This window comes from Blastococcus sp. CT_GayMR16 (assembly GCF_004570875.1).
GTDB lineage: Bacteria > Actinomycetota > Actinomycetes > Mycobacteriales > Geodermatophilaceae > Blastococcus_B.
In genome coordinates this window covers 360,387-378,770 of sequence record NZ_SPQK01000002.1, presented here as the reverse complement: position 1 = coordinate 378,770, position 18,384 = coordinate 360,387, and the positions used below count along the sequence as shown (strand labels likewise).

Annotated in this window: 16 protein-coding genes; 7 read left to right on the top strand and 9 right to left on the bottom strand. The window is 73.5% G+C overall.

The features are described 5' to 3' along the window. Positions 1-19 precede the first annotated feature (19 nt). The 3 genes from E4P38_RS04510 to E4P38_RS04500 all read left to right on the top strand — a co-directional run bounded on the left by E4P38_RS04510 (position 20) and on the right by E4P38_RS04500 (position 3,071). Positions 20-1,390, top strand: coding sequence for a deoxyribodipyrimidine photo-lyase (locus tag E4P38_RS04510; protein WP_135130552.1), 1,371 nt, complete (start codon positions 20-22; stop codon positions 1,388-1,390). Next, entirely contained in the window at positions 1,383-2,192 is an 810-nt protein-coding gene (locus E4P38_RS04505; protein ID WP_135130551.1) for a zinc finger domain-containing protein, read from the top strand. The genes E4P38_RS04510 and E4P38_RS04505 overlap by 8 nt, the downstream gene beginning before the upstream one ends. Positions 2,193-2,255: 63 nt before the next feature. Beyond that, complete coding sequence (locus E4P38_RS04500) at positions 2,256-3,071, top strand: hypothetical protein (RefSeq protein ID WP_135130550.1); 816 nt, start codon at positions 2,256-2,258, stop codon at positions 3,069-3,071. 4 nt (positions 3,072-3,075) lie between these two features. On the opposite strand, the gene E4P38_RS04495 is transcribed toward E4P38_RS04500, so the two are convergent. Beyond that, on the bottom strand, positions 3,076-3,384 hold the full coding sequence (locus E4P38_RS04495) for a putative quinol monooxygenase (protein ID WP_135130549.1): 309 nt from the start codon (positions 3,382-3,384) through the stop codon (positions 3,076-3,078). 81 nt (positions 3,385-3,465) lie between these two features. Here E4P38_RS04495 and E4P38_RS04490 point away from each other — a divergent pair, with 81 nt between their 5' ends. Then, positions 3,466-4,866 (top strand): FAD-dependent oxidoreductase, encoded by a 1,401-nt coding sequence (locus E4P38_RS04490; RefSeq protein WP_245160776.1) that lies wholly within the window; start codon positions 3,466-3,468, stop codon positions 4,864-4,866. A gap of 3 nt (positions 4,867-4,869) precedes the next feature. Here the strand turns inward: E4P38_RS04490 and E4P38_RS04485 are convergent, their stop codons facing one another. From E4P38_RS04485 to E4P38_RS04460, 6 genes are all read right to left on the bottom strand, one after another. Further along, positions 4,870-5,946, bottom strand: coding sequence for an inositol monophosphatase family protein (locus E4P38_RS04485; protein ID WP_135130547.1), 1,077 nt, complete (start codon positions 5,944-5,946; stop codon positions 4,870-4,872). Next, the gene (ppc, locus tag E4P38_RS04480) at positions 5,939-8,746 is read right to left on the bottom strand and encodes a phosphoenolpyruvate carboxylase (RefSeq protein WP_135130546.1); all 2,808 of its coding nucleotides are present in this window, start codon (positions 8,744-8,746) and stop codon (positions 5,939-5,941) included. Before ppc ends, E4P38_RS04485 begins: the two co-directional genes overlap by 8 nt. A gap of 83 nt (positions 8,747-8,829) precedes the next feature. Further along, complete coding sequence (locus tag E4P38_RS04475; protein ID WP_135130545.1) at positions 8,830-9,702, bottom strand: tetratricopeptide repeat protein; 873 nt, start codon at positions 9,700-9,702, stop codon at positions 8,830-8,832. Between the two features lie 73 nt (positions 9,703-9,775). Beyond that, the gene (locus E4P38_RS04470) at positions 9,776-10,756 is read right to left on the bottom strand and encodes a TIGR03557 family F420-dependent LLM class oxidoreductase (RefSeq protein ID WP_135130544.1); all 981 of its coding nucleotides are present in this window, start codon (positions 10,754-10,756) and stop codon (positions 9,776-9,778) included. Positions 10,757-10,794: 38 nt separating this feature from the next. Further along, positions 10,795-11,985 (bottom strand): ABC transporter permease, encoded by a 1,191-nt coding sequence (locus E4P38_RS04465; protein ID WP_135130543.1) that lies wholly within the window; start codon positions 11,983-11,985, stop codon positions 10,795-10,797. Further along, complete coding sequence (locus tag E4P38_RS04460; protein ID WP_135130542.1) at positions 11,982-12,899, bottom strand: ATP-binding cassette domain-containing protein; 918 nt, start codon at positions 12,897-12,899, stop codon at positions 11,982-11,984. Before E4P38_RS04460 ends, E4P38_RS04465 begins: the two co-directional genes overlap by 4 nt. 86 nt (positions 12,900-12,985) lie before the next feature. On the opposite strand from E4P38_RS04460, the gene E4P38_RS04455 reads away from it, so the two are divergent. Next, a complete protein-coding gene (locus E4P38_RS04455) occupies positions 12,986-13,654 on the top strand; it encodes a UdgX family uracil-DNA binding protein (protein ID WP_135130541.1) in 669 nt (222 codons plus the stop codon). Positions 13,655-13,807: 153 nt separating this feature from the next. On the opposite strand, the gene E4P38_RS04450 is transcribed toward E4P38_RS04455, so the two are convergent. Beyond that, positions 13,808-15,196: an MFS transporter gene (locus tag E4P38_RS04450; RefSeq protein ID WP_135130540.1), complete on the bottom strand. Its 1,389-nt coding sequence runs from the start codon at positions 15,194-15,196 to the stop codon at positions 13,808-13,810. After that, positions 15,193-15,840, bottom strand: coding sequence for a pyridoxamine 5'-phosphate oxidase (pdxH, locus tag E4P38_RS04445; protein WP_209308924.1), 648 nt, complete (start codon positions 15,838-15,840; stop codon positions 15,193-15,195). Before pdxH ends, E4P38_RS04450 begins: the two co-directional genes overlap by 4 nt. A gap of 185 nt (positions 15,841-16,025) precedes the next feature. Here pdxH and E4P38_RS04440 point away from each other — a divergent pair, with 185 nt between their 5' ends. Further along, a complete protein-coding gene (locus E4P38_RS04440; protein ID WP_135130539.1) occupies positions 16,026-17,156 on the top strand; it encodes a citrate synthase 2 in 1,131 nt (376 codons plus the stop codon). A 111-nt stretch (positions 17,157-17,267) separates the two neighbouring features. Continuing rightward, a complete protein-coding gene (serC, locus tag E4P38_RS04435) occupies positions 17,268-18,383 on the top strand; it encodes a phosphoserine transaminase (RefSeq protein WP_135130538.1) in 1,116 nt (371 codons plus the stop codon). Position 18,384 lies beyond the last annotated feature (1 nt).

Genomic DNA, 18,384 nt, shown 5'->3' with positions numbered 1-18,384 from the left:
GCCCGCCTACGCTCCGCAAGTGCCGACGTCGCTGCTGTGGTTCCGCCGCGACCTCCGGCTCTCCGACCATCCCGCGCTGCTCGCCGCGATCGACGCGGCGGGCACCGACGGTGCCGTCGTGCCGGTGTTCGTCCTCGACCCGCGGCTGTGGACGCCGGCCGGCGCACCCCGCCGGCAGTTCCTGCTGGACTGCCTCGCCGCCCTGCAGGAGTCGGTGGACGGCGCGCTGGTGGTGCGCTCCGGCGATCCGGCCACCGTCGTTCCTGACCTCGTGCGCGAGGTGCAGGCGGGTGGCGTGCACATCTCCGCCGATGCCGGTCCCTACGGACGGCGCCGCGATGCCGCGGTCGAGCGAGCGCTGGCCGACGTCCCGCTGATCCGGACCGGATCCCCGTACGCCGTCACGCCCGGCCGCGTGACCAAGGCCGACGAAAGCCCCTTCCGGGTCTTCACGCCGTTCTCCCGGGCCTGGCGCGCGCACGGCTGGCGCGCACCCGCGTCCCGGCCCGACCGCGTTCCGTGGCGGACCGGCGTCGCGTCCGACGACCTGCCGCGTCCCGAGGACTCCGGCGCCCGCCTGCCGGCCGCCGGCGAGGCGGCCGCCCGCGCCGCCTGGGCGCGGTTCCGCGACGAGCGGCTGGCCGGCTACGCCGAGGGCCGCAACGTGCCGGGCGCCGACGGGACGAGCCGGATGTCGGCCTACCTCAAGTACGGGTGTCTGCACCCGCGCACGCTGCTGGCCGACCTCGCCGCGATCCGGGACGGCGGCGAGGACGTCCGCAGATTCACCGACGAGCTCGCCTGGCGGGACTTCTACGCCGACGTCCTCTGGCACCGGCCGGAGACCGCGCACGAGCCGTTCGACGCCCGGATGCGTGGCATGACCTACGACAGCGGCGCCTACGCCGACGAGCGGTTCGCGGCGTGGGCGGAGGGGCGGACCGGCTATCCGATCGTCGACGCCGGGATGCGGCAGCTGCGCGGCGAGGCGTGGGTGCACAACCGGGTGCGCATGATCGTCGCGTCCTTCCTGGTGAAGGACCTGCACCTGGACTGGTGGCGCGGCGCCCGGCACTTCCTCCGGTACCTGGTCGACGGTGATTTGGCCAGCAACAACCACGGCTGGCAGTGGGTCGCCGGAACCGGCACCGACGCCTCGCCCTACTACCGCGTGTTCAACCCGACGACGCAGGGCCGGCAGTTCGACCCGGACGGCGACTACGTCCGGCGCTGGGTTCCCGAGCTGCGCGACGTCCCGGGAAAGTACGTGCACGAGCCGTGGCTGGCCCCGGACGGCGTCCCCGCCGGGTACCCCGAGCCGATCGTCGAGCACGCGCACGAACGGCAGGTCGCCCTGGCCCGGTTCCAGGAGGTGCGATCCGGTGCCTGAGGGGCACACCCTGTTCCGCCTGGCCCGGGAGCAGTCGTCGCTGTTCGCCGGCCGGCCGGTGCACGTGAGCAGCCCGCAGGGCCGGTTCGCCGCCGGTGCCGCCCTGCTCGACGGACGGGTGCTGGCGGAGGTCTTCTCCTACGGCAAGCACCTGTTCGCGCGCTTCGGCGGCGACACCCTGCACGTCCACCTCGGGCTGTACGGCACGTTCACCGGCGGCCCCGGGACGCCGCCCGCTCCCCGAGGCGCCCTGCGGATGCGCTGGGAGGGCACCGGCCCGGACGGCGCCGGTGTGTGGGCCGACCTGCGCGGACCGACGGCGTGCGAGGTGCTGGCCGCACCAGAGGTCGCTGCGATCCTCGCGCGGCTCGGACCCGACCCGCTTCGACCGAAGGCCGACCCGCTGGCCGCCCATCGGCGGATCGCCCGCAGTCGCATGGCGATCGGCGCGCTGCTCATGGACCAGTCGGTGCTCGCCGGGGTCGGCAACGTGTACCGCGCCGAACTGCTCTTCCGGCACGGCGTCTCCCCTTTCCGGCCCGGCCGCGGGGTCGACGGGGACGCCTGGGGGCGGATGTGGACCGACCTGGTCACCCTCATGCGGGCGGGGGTGCGGCTGGGCCGGATCGTGACGACCCGCCCCGAGGACCGGTCCCGCCGCCGCGGCGCGGCCCAGCGGGAGGACGCGCACTACGTCTACCGGCGCACGGGGCTGCCCTGCCGGGTGTGCGGCACCGAGGTCCGCACCGAGATCATGGTCGGGCGCAACCTCTACTGGTGCCCGGCCTGCCAGGCCGCCTGAGCGCTCGAGCGGCCCTCCGGACGGATCTCCGCAGGCGGCACGCCGCGTGTACGTTCGCCAACGATGATGCACGCACTGCGCTCCGTGGTCGTCGTGGCCCTCGCAGCGGTCGCGACGCTCCTCGCTGTGCCCGGGACGGCGTCCGCCGCGCCCACGACGGTCGGCTACGACGTGTCCTATCCGCAGTGCGGGACGACGCTTCCGCAGGACCGCGCCTTCGCCGTCGTCGGGGTCAACGGCGGGCTGTCGACGCGGACCAACCCGTGCCTCGCCGCCCAGCTCGGCTGGGCGTGGGGGGCGTCGGGGTCCGTGCCCGCGCAGCCGCGTGCCCAGCTCTACCTGAACACCGCCAACCCCGGCGAGCTGCGCGCCCAGGTCACCACCTGGCCGAGCCGGGGCGCGACGCCTTACGGCCTGTGCAACGGCGCGAACACGACGGCCTGCTCGTGGCAGTACGGCTGGGAGCGGGCCCAGAACAGCGTGGACGCCTTCTTCACGCCGGCCGCCCGCGCGGCCCGCGTCGACAGCCGCCCCGCCAGCTACCTGTGGTGGCTGGACGTCGAGACGATGAACACCTGGCAGTCCGGCTCTCCCGAGGCGCTGGCCCGCAACCGGGCGGCCCTCGAGGGCATGACCACGTTCCTGACCACGCGTGGCGGACGGGTCGGCGTCTACTCCACCGGCCAGCAGTGGGCCCAGATCGTGGGAGCGGTACCCGCCGGCAGCAACCTCACCGGCCGCGACAGCTGGCTGGCCGGCGCGACGTCGCTCGCCGACGCCCAGGCGTCCTGCAGCAAGCCGGCACTCGTTCCCGGCGGACGGGTCACCCTGACCCAGTACGTGCAGAACAACCTGGACCGCAACCAGTCCTGCCGCTGACGGTCTAGACCGCGCCCTTGACCTCGTCACCGGCGGGGACGGCGGTCAACCGACGCACGTCGGGCGCGGAGTCGAGCTTGCCGGCGAGCTGACCGCCGAGCGTCGTCAGGGCCTCGGCCGAGCCGTGCTCCTTCAGGGCGTCGAGGCTCTCCCAGCGCTCCACCATCACGAACTCGCCCTTGCCCTCGTGCACCGCGTAGAGCTCGCAGCCCGGCTCGGCGTGCACCTTCGGCACCGCGGCCAGGAGCGCCTCCCGCACGGCGTCGACCTGGTCGGGCTTGGGGGTGAGGGTGGCGACGACGACGACGGACACGGGTCCTCCTGGGAACGCGGGCTTCGGTGGACCCGGCGGTTGGTCTGGTGCCCGGGCCCCGGCCGGGTCAGGATGCCAGTCGTGTCCGCCGACGGTTCTGCCACTCCCCCGTCCGCAGACCGTCCCCTCCGGGTCGCCGTCGTCGGCGCCGGTCCGGCGGGCATCTACGCCGCCGACGCCCTCACCCGTCAGGACGCCGTCCCGGTGGCCGTCGACCTGATCGACCGGCTGCCCACGCCGTTCGGGCTGGTCCGGCACGGCATCGCCCCCGACCACCCGAAGATGCGGGCCATCCGCGACACCCTGCACCGCACGCTCGACGACCCGCTCGTCCGGTTCGTCGGCAACGTCGAGATCGGCACCGACATCTCCCTCGACGACTTGCGCCGGCACGTCGACGCCGTCATCTACACCTACGGCGCCGCTCTCGACCGGCACCTCGGGATCGAGGGCGAGGACCTGCCCGGCAGCCTCGCGGCCACCGAACTCGTCGCCTGGTACACCGGGCACCCCGACGCCGACCGCGCCCGCGTCGAGGCGGCGCTCGAGGGCGTGCGGTCGGTCGTGGTGGTGGGGGTCGGCAACGTCGCCCTGGACGTCGGCCGGGTGCTCGCGCGGACGGCGGCCGAGCTCGAGTCCACCGACATGCCGCAGCACGTCCTGGACACGCTCGCCGCCACACCGGTGGAGGAGGTGACCGTCCTCGGCCGGCGCGGCCCGGCGCAGGCCTCCTTCACCACGCAGGAGCTGCGCGAGCTCGCCGAGCTCGAGGGCGCGACGGTGCTGGTCGACGGGCCCGACCTCGAGCTCGACCCGGGCGCCGAGGAGCGCGCCGCCGCCGACCGCAACGTGACGCGGAACCTGGCCGTGCTCCGCGGCTGGGCCGACCACGTGCCCGAGCCGGACCGCACGCGCGTGCGGCTGCGCTTCTTCGCCCGCCCCGCGCGCGTGCTCGGCGAGGACCGGGTCACCGGAGTCGAGGTCGAGCGCACCGCGGTGGACGGCGACGGACGGGCCGTCGGCACCGGCGAGACCGAGGTGCTGCGGGCCGACCTCGTCGTCCGGTCGGTGGGGTACTTCGGGACGCCGCTGCCGGGACTGCCGGTCGACGAGCGCACCGGCACCGTGCCGCACGACGCGGGGCGGGTCCTCCGCGACGGGAAGCCGTCGGCCGGTGAGTACGTGGCCGGGTGGATCAAGCGGGGGCCCAGCGGAGTCGTCGGCACCAACAAGCACGACGCCCGCGAGACCGTGGCCGCGCTGCTGGCCGACGTCGCCGACGGGGTGCTCACCACGGGCGGCCCGGTGGGTGACCTGGTGGACGAGCTCGTGTCGCGGGGCGTCGCGCCGGTGCTGATCGACGACTGGCGGGCGATCGACGCCGCCGAGATGGCGCTCGGTGCCACCCGTGGGCGGGCGCGGACCACCCTGCACGAGCGGGAGGCGCTGCTGGCGGCCATCCGCGCCGCTACCGCCCGCTAGACGTCAGCGCACGGCCGCCAGCAGGTCGCGGGCGGCCGCGTCGTTCGGGGCTGCGACGAAGTGGATGCGCGCCCCGGTGTCGGGGCTCAGCAGCAGCGGCTCGCCGTCGGGGGTCAGCGCGACTCCCCCGGCGGCCAGCAGGATCGCCAGCCCCCCGGCGGCGTCGTGCACATGGCTGCCGCTGCGGTCGACGTCGTGCCAGGCCGCCGCGGAGCCGTCGGCGACCAGGCACAGGTCGATCGCCGTGCACCCGGTGATCCGCACGCGGCGGGCCGTGGTCGGGACGACGACGCTGTCCCCCGCCGGCGCACTGGGGACGACGACCGTGCTCCCCGGCCGCGGTTGCACCGGGACGCCGTCGCGCCGGGCGCCCGCACCGTCTGCGCCCTCCCACCGGCGGCCCGAGGAGAGGTCGGCGACCAGCCCCGCGACGGGACGGCCGGCGGAGACCAGCGCCACGGAGAACGCCCACGGCGGCAGACCCGCGGCGAAGTTGCCCGTGCCGTCGAGCGGGTCGACCACCACCCACGGCTGCCCGTCCGCGACGGCGCCGTCCGCGCGCTCCTCGCTGAGCACCGGGACGCCGAGCGACGCGAGGACCTCCACAGCGGCCCGGTGCGCAGCCTCGTCCGCGTCGATCCTCGGGCTGCCGTCGTCCTTGTCCCGTTCCCGGCCGCTGTCCTGGGCCAGCGCCACCGCGATCTCCACCCGCGTGGCGGCCCGGGCCGCGAGCTGCCGGAATCGCTCGACCAGCGGAACGTCGTACCGGTGCGCGGGGACGTCGACCGCGCGGCCGGTGGAAGCGTGGCAGATCTGGTCGCATCCCCAGGCAAGTGCCGTCGCCACGACCGCCGGGTGCTCCAGCGGGACGCCGGCGCGGTGCAGGACGACCGCCTCCGCCGTGCCGTCGCCGGCCCACTGACGGCGCAGCAGCACGGCCGCCCCCGCCCCGTCGGCCAGGAGTCGCAGCGAGGGCTCGACCAGCGCCGGGGCCAGCGCGACAGCGGGCAGGCTGAGCCGTTCCGCCGCGGCCCGCAGCTCGCGGGTGGTCGCGACCACCCGGAGCTCCGGATCAGCCACTGTTGCGCAGGGCGGTTGCGATCCCGTTGATCGTCAGCTGGATGTTGCGGCGGGTGAGCTCGTCGTCGTCCCCGCCCCTGCGCCGGCGCAGCATCTCCACCTGCAGGTGGTGCAGCGGCTCCAGGTAGGGGAAGCGGTTGCGGATCGAGCGGGCCAGCGACGGGTTGTCGGCCAGCAACTGGTCGTCGCCGGTGATCGCCAGCAGGATCCGACATGTCCGCTCGTGCTCGGCGGTGATCTTGTCGAAGACCCGGGCGCGCAGCTCCTCGTCGGGCACGAGCTCCGCGTACCGGGCGGCCAGGCCGAGGTCGGTCTTGGCGAGCACCATGCCCATGTTCGACAGCACCGTGCGGAAGAACGGCCACCTGCGGTGCAGCTCCCGCAACCGCTCGAGTCGATCGTCGTCGCCGCCCACCCACTGCTCCAGCGCCGAGCCCGTCCCGTACCAGCCGGGCAGCATGATCCGGGCCTGCGACCAGCTGAACACCCAGGGGATGGCGCGCAGGTCGGCGATCGAGTTGCCCGCTTTGCGCGAGGGCGGGCGGCTGCCGATGTTCAGCTCCCCCAGCTCGGCGATCGGGGTGGCGGCGCGGAACCACTCCACGAAGCCCGGCGTCTCGTGCACCAGCGCCCGGTAGGCCTGCTGGGCCCGCTCGGCGAGGTCGTCGAGCAGCGCGTACGCGGGCTCCGCGTCGTCCCCCAGCCCCTCGATGTCGAGCAGGCTGGCCTCCAGGGTCGCGGCGACCAGTGCCTCCAGGTTGCGGCGGGCCAGGTCCGGGTCGGCGTACTTGGCCGCGATCACCTCGCCCTGCTCGGTGATCCGCAGTGCCCCGGCGACCGCGCCCGGCGGTTGCGCCCGGATCGCCTCGTAGCTGGGACCGCCGCCGCGGCCCACGGTGCCGCCCCGCCCGTGGAAGAGCCGCAGCCGGATGCCCTCGCGGCGGGCGACCTCCACCAGCTCCAGCTCGGCCCGGTACAGCGCCCAGTTGGCCGCGAGGTAGCCGCCGTCCTTGTTGCTGTCGGAGTAGCCGAGCATCACCTCCTGCACGTCACCGCGGAAGGCCAGCAGCGAGCGGTACAGGGGCTGGTCGAGGACGGCGGTCAGCGTGGTCGCGGCCGCCCGGAGGTCGTCGATGGTCTCGAAGAGCGGGGAGATGCCGACCGAGCAGGTCGGGCCGCCCTCGGCGCCCGGGTCGAGCAGGCCGACCTCTTTGAGCAGGACCGCCACCTCGAGCACGTCGCTGACCGACTCGCACATGCTGATCACGTAGTTCGGGATGGTCCGGGGGCCGAGCTGAGCGACCTGGTCGGCGGCGGCGAGCAGGACGTCGAGCTCGCCCCGTGCGGTGTCGGACAACTCCGCGTCCGGCCGCACCAGCGGGCGGCGCAGGGTCAGCTCGGTGGCGAGGAGTTCGACCCGGGCCTTCTCGTCGAGGCCGGCGTAGTCGTCGCAGACACCGGCCCAGGCGAGCAGCTCCCCGACCACCTCCTCGTGGACGGCGGAGTTCTGCCGCATGTCCAGGCCGCACAGGTGGAACCCGAAGACCTCGACGCCCTCGCGGAGCCGGAGCAGCCGGTCGTCGGCCAGGGCACCGGCGCCGTGGCTGCGCAGCGAGGCGTCGACGACGTCGAGGTCGGCGCGCAGCTCGTCGGGGGACTCGTAGGGCGGCAGCTGCGCGTCCGGCTCGATCCCCGGAATCCGGCCGAGCACGGCCCGCGCGGTCGCGGCCAGCCGGCCGTAGATGCCGTGCAGGGCCCGCCGGTAGGGCTCGTCGGCGCGGAACGGGGAGTCGTCCCGGCTGGCCTCGGCCAGGTGGTACAGCTGCGGCGTCGGCGTGACCAGCCGATCGGACATCGACAGCTCGGCGCCCAGCCGCTGCAGTTCGTCGAGGTGGTGGGCCAGCGCCGTCTCGGCCTGCCGGTTCGTGGCCCGACGCAGGGCGTCGGCGGTCACGAACGGGTTGCCGTCGCGGTCGCCGCCGATCCAGGACCCGGGCAGCAGCATCGGCCGGGACAGCAGACCGGCGTCGGGCCACCGCTCGTTCAGCGCCGTCCGCAGCTCGGCGTTGATCGCCGGGATGACGTCGAAGAGCGACAGCTCGTAGTAGCGCAGCGCCTCGTCGATCTCGTCCTGCAGCCGCAGGCGCGACAACCGCAGCAGGGCGGTCTGCCACAGCGTGAGCACCGACCGCCACAGCTGCGCCGACCACTGGGTGTCGTCCCCCTCGCCCGCCGCCGTCCGGTCGCGCTGGCGGAAGAGGTCGGTGATCTGGCGCTGCACCTGGGAGATCGTCTTGCGGCGCACCTCGGTCGGGTGGGCGGTCACGACCGGGCAGACCAGCGCGCCGGTCAGCTCGCGGGCGACGACGTCGGCATCGAGATCCGCTGCGTCGAGCGTCTGGAACGCCGCGGCGAGGCTGCCCGCCTGGGGCGGTGAGCCCTCGCGACGGTGGAACCGCCGGCGACGCTCGTGGTGGACGTCCTCGGCCAGGTTGGCCAGCAGCGAGAAGTGGCTGAACGCGCGGATGACGTGGTTGGCCGACCGGATGTCGAGACCGCCGAGCCGGCCGGCCAGCTCCTCGCGGTCGACCTCCGAGCGGCGGATCTTGAACGCCTCGACACGGGTGGACTCGACCAGGTCGAGCACGTCCTGACCGGCCTGCTCCCCGATCACCTCACCGAGGACCCGGCCCAGCACGCGGATGTCCTCGCGCAGCGGCGCATCACTCTCCGGTTCGTCGGTCCGGGGCGCGGTCCCGGAGGAGCGGAGGTCGGCGACGTCGACTGTGGCTTCGGACACGCGGGCAGTATCCGACCCCGGTGTTACGGCCACCCTTCAGGGGCCCGCGCCGAGCGTGCGAGGCGTGGGGGGAAGGGTGGTCCTTACCCGTGCTCGAGCTCCCGGAGGGCGTCGGCGGCGAGCTGGTCACCGGCAGCAGCACCGAGGCGGAACTGCTCGACGGCGCCGTCGAAGTCCCCGCGCTCGGCCAGCAGGACGGCGAGGTTGTGGTGGCAGTAGGCCTCCCCTGCGGCGATGCCGCCGCGGTAGGCCTCCTCCGCCGCCTCGTCGTCCTCCATCTCGTCGGCGTAGAAGTTGCCCAGCGGCAGCCAGGCCACGGCCTCGCCGCGCTTGGCGCCCTTCTCCAGGACGAAGCGGGCCTCGGCGGTACGGCCGCTGGCCCGCAGGAGGTGGGCCAGGTCGGCGCGTGCCGCCGGGAAGAAGTCGGCACCCGCCCGCAGGTCGGGCTCCAGCGCCGGGTCGAGCGTGGCGCACCAGCGCCAGCAGGCGACGACGGCAGCAGCCTCCTGGTCGCCCATCGCCGCAATCTCCATGGCGACGTCCATGGCCGCGTGCCGCTCGCCCTGCTCGCGCAGGAGGAAGGCCAGCTGCAGTCCGCCCTCGAGATCACCGGCGTCCGCGGCGCCGCGATAGGCCCGCATCGCACCCGCGAGGTCGCCGAGGTCCTCGAGCACCTTGCCGAGGTTGCGCCACGCGTCGGGCTCCCCGCCGGCCAGGGCGACCTCGTACGCGGCGACCGCCTCCTCCCACCGCTGCTGCGCGGCCAGGGCGTTGCCCAGGTTGAAGGAGGCAATGGTGTCGCCCATGTCGGCGGCGCGACGGAAGCACTCCTCGGCGTCGGTCTGCCGCCCGGCGTCGGCCAGGTCGCAGCCCAGGTCGATCAGTGCGTCGGGGTCGATGTCGGTCTCTCGGGAGGCCTGAAGCCGCCGGAGGCGCGCATCCAGGTCCTCGGTCATGGTGGGAGATGATTCCGGCCCGACGGCTCCTGCGCGTCTCCCGTCCGGGTGACCTCACTCCAAGGTGTGCAGGTCAGCTGCCGAAGGCGTCGCGCCAGGCAGGCATGAGGGCCTTCTCGCTCCACTCGATGAAGGGCACCTGCTGGTCGCCGCCGATCTGCACCAGCGCGAGGTGGGTGAAGCCGGCATCGGCGTACTCCTTCGCCGCCTCGAGGACGGCGTCGACGTCGTCGCCGCACGGGATGGCGTCGTCGACGTCCTCCTCGCGGACGAACTGGCTGGCCGCGTCGAAGGCCGGCGGGCCGGGCAGCTCGGCGTTGACCTTCCAGCCGAGTCCGAACCAGCGGAACAGCGAGTGCGCCCGGGTGACGGCGGCTGCCTTGTCGCTGCCGAAACTGATCGGCATCTGCCCGATCCGCGGCTTGCCCGCGCCGCCGGCCGCGTCGAACATCTCGCCCAGCTCCGCCTCCGGCTCGACCGCGATCATCACGTCGGCGAGCTCCCCGGCGATCGTGCAGGACTGCTTGCCCGAGACGGCGACGCCGATCGGCACCCGCTTCTCGGGGAGGTCCCAGAGCTTGGCCGACTCGACGTCGAAGTGGTCACCGCGAAAGTTGGTGTAGCCGTCGCCGTCGAAGAGCTCGCGGATGATGTGGATCGCCTCGACGAGCATCTCCTGACGCACGTCGGCACCCGGCCACCCGCCGCCGACGATGTGCTCGTTGAGGTTCTCCCCCGCGCCGAGGCCGAGGGTGAATCGGCCGTCGGCGAGGATCTGCAGCGTCGCGGCCTGCTGGGCGACGACCGCCGGGTGGTAGCGGAAGCTCGGGCACGTCACGTAGGTCATGAGCGGGATGCGGCCGGTCGCCTGCGCGGCGGCACCGAGCGTCGTCCAGGCGTTCGGCGAGTGGCCCATCTCGTCCAGCCACGGGAAGTAGTGGTCACTGCTGACGGCGAAGTCGAATCCCGCGGCCTCGGCGCCCACCACGTGGCTGACCAGGTCCTTCGGCCCGGCCTGCTCGGTCATCATCGTGTAGCCCAGCTGCATGCCCATGGGGCCCGGCTACCCCGGCCCGGTTGTGCCCAACCGGGTCAGGCGCGCTCGGCCCGGAGCGCCTCGCGGATCTTGGTCTTGCCGCTCGTCCGCAGCAGCGCTCCGGCGTACACCCGCCCGCCGAGCCGGACGATGAGCGCGATCGCGATCAGCATGAGGACGACGGCCAGCGCGATCTCCCACAGCGCGACCTCCCCCGCGGCCTGGCGGACCGGCATCACCAGCGGCGAGAGGCCGGGCACGTAGGAGGTGATCGTCGCGAGCGTCCCACCGGGGTCGCTCGCCGCCTGGATGCCGATGACGAACGCCACCACGAGCACCAGCGTCGTCGGCATGACGACCGTGCCGAGATCCTCCTGGCGGCTGACCAGCGACGCCGCGACCGCGAAGATCGCCGCGTAGAAGGCATAGCCGAGCACGAACCAGGCCACCACCGAGACGGCGGTCCCGATCAGCTCACCGGGGATGTCCACGAGGTCGAAGGCCAGCGCGCCCGCGACGCCGACGGCCGCGATGACGACGATCTGGGCCAGCCCCAGCAGGCCCAGGCCGACGATCTTCCCGGCGAGCAGCTGCCAGGGCTTCATGGTGGCCAGCAGCAGCTCCACGACGCGGCTCGACTTCTCCTCCACCACGCCCTGCGCGACGAACTGCCCGAAGAGGATCAGCAGCCCGTAGAGGACGCCGATGCCGATGATCGCGACGACCACCCGCTGACCGTCCTGGTCGGCATCCGGGTCGAGCGCCGTGACCGTGACCTCGGGGACGGAAAGGCTCGCCAGTCCCGCCGCCTGCAGCTGCTCGGACAGGGAGAGCTGGGCCACCGCTCCCTGGACGACGGCCTGCAGCGACCCGCCCGCCGACTGCTCGACCAGCAGTTCGAGCTCCTGACCGCTCTCGGCGACGAGCACGCCGTCGACCTCGTCGTCCTCGATGGCGGCGCGGGCTGCGGCGACGTCGTCCAGCTCGCGGACCTCGACGTCGACGTCGAGGGCCTGGCCCTGCGCCTCCAGCGCCGGGCGGAGGGTGGCGACGTCGCCGACGACACCGACCCGCGTCTCCTCGCCGCCGGAACTGAGGGCCACCTGGAGCCCGAGGGTGCCGATCAGCAGCACGAGGATCACGACCGAGCTGATGATGAAGTTCTTGTCGCGGACCCGGGCGGAGATCTCGCGGGTCGCCACGAGACGCACCATCGCGGCGCTGCCGAGGGGACCTGGCTCGCTCATGCCGCCACCTCGACGGTCGTGGCGGGTGCCGCGACGGCCTCGCGGAAGAGCTCGACGAGAGTGGGCTGCTGCCAGGCGAAGTGGGTGACCCGGCCGGTCCGCAGTGCCGCGGCCAGCACCGCCTGGTCGTCGGTGCCTGCGTCCAGTTCCAGCAGGGTGTCGCCGGCCTGCTCGGACACGACACGGACACCGGTCAGCGCGCTCGCCCAGTGCGGAGGGGCGTCCGGGACGACGACGCGCAGCAGCCGGCCGGTCTCCCGGCGGCGCAACTCCTCGACGGTTCCGGCGGCGACCATGTGGCCGCGGGCGAGGATGCCGACGGAGTCGCACAGCCGCTCGACGAGTTCCAGCTGGTGGCTGGAGAAGACGACCGGCACACCGTCACGGGCCTGCCCGAGCAGTGCCTCGGCGAGGGAGTCGACACCGATCGGGTCCAGGCCGGAGAACGGCTCGTCGAGGATCAGCACCTCGGGCCGGCTGACCAGCGCGGCGGCGAGCTGGACGCGCTGCTGGTTGCCCAGGGACAGCTTCTCGACCTGGTCGCCGCGGCGTTCGCCCAGGCCCAACCGCTCCACCCACTCCTCGGACGCCCGTGCGGCATCGGCCGCACCGAGCCCGTGCAGGCGGGCGAAGTAGGTGACCTGCTCGCCCACCTTCATCTTCGGATAGAGCCCGCGCTCCTCCGGCATGTACCCGATGCGACGCCGCGCCTCGGAGTCCAGTGGTCGGCCCCGCCAGCGCACCCCGCCCGCGTCGGCACGGACCAGACCCATGGCGATGCGCATCGTCGTCGTCTTGCCGGCTCCGTTGGAGCCGACGAAGCCGAACATCGACCCGGGGGCAACGCTGAAGCCGACGCCGTCGAGCACGTGGTTGGGGCCGAAGCTCTTGTGGAGCCCGTCGAACTCGAGCACCGGTTCTCCCGTCGTCGCGGTTGCTGACCGAAACCGTATCGGTCGGCCCCCTCGCGCCGGGGGGCTCCGTGCGGTGTCATCGGCGCATGAGCGAGAACGTCCCTGCCCAGCCGCCCGACGGGGTGGGTCTCGACGGGCTGCGGACGGCCGCCGCGGGCTGCCGGGCCTGCGAGTTGTGGAAGCCGGCCACGCAGACGGTGTTCGGGGAGGGTCCACCGACCGCGCGGATCGTCCTCGTCGGTGAGCAGCCCGGCGATCAGGAGGACCGCATCGGGGAGCCCTTCGTCGGCCCCGCCGGAAAGGTCCTCGACCGGGCGCTGACCGACGCCGGCATCGACCGCCGGGACGCCTATGTCACGAACGCGGTGAAGCACTTCCGGTTCGAGCCGAAGGGAAAGCGCCGGATCCACCAGACACCCGGCCCCGAGCACCTGAGGGCGTGCCGGCCGTGGCTGGAGGCCGAGTTCACGGTGCTCAAGCCCGAGATCGTCGTCTGCCTCGGCGCGACGGCGGCCAAGGCACTCATCTCGCCGTCCTTCCGGATCACGAAGGACCGTGGACAGCTGCTGCCCTGGACCCCGCCAGGGGTGGAGGCGGTCGAGCCCGCCGATGAGGACGAGGACGCCCCGCACCAGACCTGGATGCTCGCCACGACCCACCCCTCAGCGATCCTGCGGACCCCGGACGAGAGCCGGCCCGCGGCCTACGACGCCCTGGTCGCCGACCTCGCCGTGGTGGCACGCGCGCTGGCCTGAAACCGCTCGGCCGACCGACGGCGGATCGCCGACTTCGGGGAAGTTGGCCCTCCGGACGCCTCCGCGAGGCCTACTTCCCCGAAGTCGGTGCCTGGACGGCGGAGAGACAAGGGCCCGTACCGGTACCCAAGCGTCCTGAAGTCGTGTATTCGTTCAGACCGCGGAAGGGCCCGGCCGGTCCTCGCCACTCTCGGGGGCGGGCGAGCCCGGTCGGGCCTCTCCCGTCTCCTGCGCCGAACGCGAGGCGCGGAAGAACCAGAACGAGGGCACGATCAGCGCGACGACGACCATCGCCACGACGATCACCACGCCCCCGGACACCATCGCGACGCTGACCCCCGCGGCGGAGGCGAGCGCCCCGGCCCGCAGGTCCCCCAGCCGCGGCCCACCGGCGACGACCACGATGAAGACGCCCTGCATCCGGCCGCGCATGTCCTCGGGCGCCGCCAGCTGGAGCATCGACGTCCGGAGCACCGCGCTGACCATGTCGCCCGCGCCCGCCACCGCCAGGCACAGCACGGCCAGCCAGAGGGTCGGCGCCAGCCCGAACCCGATGATCGCGATCCCCCACACCACGATCGCGCCGAGGACGAACGCGCCCTGCCGGTCGACCCGGGTCACCCAGCCCGACGACAACCCCATCACCAGCGCCCCGATGGAGACGCCGGCGAAGAGCCAGCCGAGGCTGTTGGGCGACTCGGCGAAGCGCGTCACCGACAGCTCGGGGAAGACCGCCTGCGGCCAGGCGAACGTCATCGCGATGATGTCGACGACGAAGGTCATGAGCAGCACCGGCTGGGTCCGCAGGAACGCGAAGCCCTCGCCCACACCGCGGACGGCGGCGCCGATCCGCAGCCGGCCGACGATCCGGCCGGGCGGCAGCGGCGGCAGCCCGCGCAGCAGCAGGGCCGCCACGATGAACCCCACGGCGTCGACGGCGTAGGCGAGGAACAGGTCGCCCAGGCCGATGAGCACGCCGGCGAGCAGCGGCCCGACGATGACCCCGGCCTGCCGCACCGTCATCGAGAGGGCGTTCGCCGCCGCCACCCCGGAGGGCCCCACCACCGCCGGGATGACGGCGGCACGGGTGGGCTGGTTCACGGCCGCGAAGCCCGAGACGCAGGCGGTCAGCACCCACAGGAGCGCGAGGTTCCCGCCGCCGGGGAGCAGCGCCTGCACGCCCAGCAGAGCACTGGTCACCGCGGCTCCGGTCGAGGTGATGAGCATCAGCTTCCGGCGGTCCATCGCGTCGGCGATGGCGCCACCGAGCAGCCCGAAGACGACGAGCGGGACGAGCGCGACGATCGAGGTGACCCCGACCAGCAGGGAGGAGCCCGTCAGCGCATAGACCTGGAACGGGACGGCGACCAGCGTCATCTGCTGGCCGAGCATCGTGGCGGCGACGCCCCAGAACAGCCGCCGGAAGGCCGGGATGCGCAGCGGAGAGGTGTCGATCGCCCAGCCGCGCCGCCCGTCGTGGCCCCGCTGCAGGGACCCGGGCCGAGCTTGCGAGGTCTGGGGGGCAGGGGGGTCCTTCTTCACGGAGCCAGCCGGCGCACGATCCAGCCGCCCCCCTCGTCGCCGTCCCAGAAGAACTTCAGCCGGTCGTGCAGCCGGTCCTGGCCGCCCTGCCAGAACTCGATCGTCTCCGGCACGACGCGGTAGCCACCCCAGACGGCCGGCCGGGGGACCTTTCCGTCGGGCGTCTCCTCGTCGAGCAGCCGGACCCGGTCGGCCATCTCCTCCCGGGAGTCCACGACCGTCGACTGCACCGACGCGACGGCGGCCAGCTGTGCGCCCCGGGGACGCGGGTCCCACAGCCCGTCGGAGGCGGTCTCGCCGATCCGCTCCACCCGCCCCGTCACCCGCACCTGGCGCTGGATCGCGTGCCAGGGGAAGACGAGCGCGGCCCGCGGGTTGACCGCCAACTGCGCGCCCTTCGCCGACGCGTAGCTGGTGCCGAAGATGAACCCGGCCTCGTCGTAGCCCTTCATCAGGACGACGCGGGCGTCCGGGGCGCCGTCGGCGTCGGCCGTGGCCACCACGACGGCGTTCGGCTCCGGCACCTCCGCAGCCACCACGTCTCCGAACCACCGATCGAACTGCTCCACCCAGGTGGGCGCGAGGTCCTCCTCGCGGAGGCGGCCGGCCGTGTAGTCGTTGCGCATCCGCGAGAGGTCTGGCACGCCGCCATGCTGACACCGCCCGGTGTGCTCCGCTCGCACCGCCGGGTCCTGTGGGGCTCGGGAAGGGGCCACCGCAACCGGCCCGCGTGTGACGGGCGTGTTCCCACCGCCTAGGGTCGGCCACGCAATCGTGTCCGCCTTTCCGGGTGGAATACACGGGTCCCGCGCGCAGAGGAGCATGCGAGATGGCCGACGACTTCGTACCCGGCCTCGAGGGCGTCATCGCCTTCGAGACCGAGATCGCCGAACCCGACAAGGACGGCGGCGCCCTGCGGTACCGCGGCGTCGACATCGAGGACCTGGTCGGCAAGGTGACCTTCGGCAACGTGTGGGCGCTGCTGGTCGACGGGAAGTTCGGCCCCGGCCTGCCCCCGGCCGAGCCGTTCCCGATCCCGGTGCACACCGGCGACGTCCGGGTCGACGTGCAGGCCGCGCTGGCCATGCTCACGCCGATCTGGGGCTACCGACCGCTGCTGGACATCGACCCGGAGGAGGCCCGCGAGGAGCTCGCCCGGGCCGCCGTCATGGCGCTGTCCTACGTGGCGCAGTCCGCCCGCGGCATCGGTATCCCCGCGGTGCCGCAGAAGCGCATTGACGAGGCCGCCACGATCGTCGAGCGGTTCATGGTCCGCTGGCGCGGCGAGCCCGACCCCCGCCACGTCGCCGCCGTCGACGCCTACTGGACGTCGGCCGCCGAGCACGGCATGAACGCCTCCACCTTCACCGCCCGCGTCATCGCCTCCACCGGCGCCGACGTGGCGGCCTCGCTGTCCGGCGCCATCGGCGCGATGTCGGGCCCGCTGCACGGCGGCGCGCCCTCGCGCGTGCTGCACATGCTCGACGGCGTCGAGGAGAGCGGCAACGCCGAGCAGTACGTGAAGGACCTGCTCGACCGCGGCGACCGCCTCATGGGCTTCGGTCACCGCGTCTACCGCGCCGAGGACCCGCGCGCCCGCGTGCTGCGGCGCGCCGCCGAGGAGCTCGGCGCACCGCGGTTCGAGGCGGCGCTGGCGCTGGAGCAGGCCGCGCTGAAGGAGCTGCGCGAGCGGCGTCCCGACCGGCCGATCGAGACGAACGTGGAGTTCTGGGCGGCCATCGTCCTCGACTTCGCCGAGGTGCCCAGCCACATGTTCACCTCGATGTTCACGTGTGCCCGCACCGCCGGCTGGTGTGCGCACATCCTCGAGCAGAAGAAGACCGGCCGCCTCGTTCGCCCGTCGGCCCGGTACATCGGTCCCGACCCGCGCAAGCCCGAAGAGGTGGAGGGCTTCGACACGATCACGGTCAAGTCCATCACCGAGGCTGCGCCCGCCTGAAAAAGGACCCCGTCCCTCTCACCCCTCGCAAGCTCGGGGCGAGCCTCCGGACGGGGCCTCGCCGGTGACCTGTACCGGCACCCTCCGCTGCGTCGAGAGGCACCTTCCCGGATGAGCATCACCATCCCCGCCGAACTCCTCCCCGCCGACGGCCGTTTCGGCTGCGGGCCGTCGAAGGTGCGCCCCGAGGCGCTCCAGGCGCTCGCCACCGACGGCGCCGCGATCATGGGCACCTCGCACCGGCAGTCGCCGGTCAAGGGCCTGGTCGGCCAGATCCGGACGGGCCTCGGCGACCTGTTCGACCTGCCCGACGGGTACGAGGTCGTCCTCGGCAACGGCGGGACGACGGCCTTCTGGGACGCCGCCCTGATCGGGCTCATCCGCAAGCGCAGCGCCCACGGCACCTACGGCGAGTTCTCCGCCAAGTTCGCCTCGGGCGTCGCCGAGGCGCCGTTCCTCGACGACCCGGTGATCGCCAAGGCCGACCCCGGCTCGGTGGCCCTGCCCTCCGGCCAGGCGGGGATCGACGCCTACGGCTGGGCCCACAACGAGACCTCCACCGGCGCCATGGCACCGGTCATCCGGCCCGAGGGGGCCGACGAGGACGCCCTGGTCCTCATCGATGCGACGAGCGGCGCGGGCGGCCTGCCCGTCGACGTCGCCCAGAGCGACGTCTACTACTTCGCGCCGCAGAAGTCGTTCGCCGCCGACGGTGGCCTCTGGGTGGCGCTGATGTCCCCGGCCGCCCTGGCGCGGGTGGCCGAGATCAAGGCGTCGGGCCGCTGGATCCCCGGGTTCCTGGACCTGTCGATCGCCGTCGACAACTCGAGCAAGGACCAGACCTACAACACCCCGGCGGTCGCCACGCTGTTCCTGCTGGCCGACCAGATCCGCTGGCTGCAGTCCCTCGGCGGCCTCTCCGGCGCGGTGGCACGCACGACGGACTCCTCGAGCCGGCTCTACGGCTGGGCGGAGAAGTCGGAGTACGCGACCCCGTTCGTGACCGACCCGGCCCACCGGTCCCTCGTCGTCGGCACGATCGACTTCGCCGACTCGGTGGACGCCGCGGCGATCGCCAAGACGCTGCGCGCGAACGGCGTCGTCGACACCGAGCCCTACCGCAAGCTCGGGCGCAACCAGCTGCGGGTGGGCATGTTCCCCGCCGTCGACCCCGACGACGTCACCGCCCTGACCGCCTGCATCGACTACGTGGTCGAGCGCCTCTAGT

What these genes read in the sequence shown, in the direction of transcription:
- E4P38_RS04500 (WP_135130550.1), top strand. Translation starts at nt 2,256, where the DNA reads ATGATGCACGCACTGCGCTCCGTGGTCGTCGTGGCCCTCGCAGCGGTC.
- E4P38_RS04475 (WP_135130545.1), bottom strand. Translation starts at nt 9,702, where the DNA reads ATGACCGAGGACCTGGATGCGCGCCTCCGGCGGCTTCAGGCCTCCCGA.
- E4P38_RS04470 (WP_135130544.1), bottom strand. Translation starts at nt 10,756, where the DNA reads ATGGGCATGCAGCTGGGCTACACGATGATGACCGAGCAGGCCGGGCCG.
- E4P38_RS04465 (WP_135130543.1), bottom strand. Translation starts at nt 11,985, where the DNA reads ATGAGCGAGCCAGGTCCCCTCGGCAGCGCCGCGATGGTGCGTCTCGTG.
- E4P38_RS04455 (WP_135130541.1), top strand. Translation starts at nt 12,986, where the DNA reads ATGAGCGAGAACGTCCCTGCCCAGCCGCCCGACGGGGTGGGTCTCGAC.
- E4P38_RS04440 (WP_135130539.1), top strand. Translation starts at nt 16,026, where the DNA reads ATGGCCGACGACTTCGTACCCGGCCTCGAGGGCGTCATCGCCTTCGAG.
- serC (WP_135130538.1), top strand. Translation starts at nt 17,268, where the DNA reads ATGAGCATCACCATCCCCGCCGAACTCCTCCCCGCCGACGGCCGTTTC.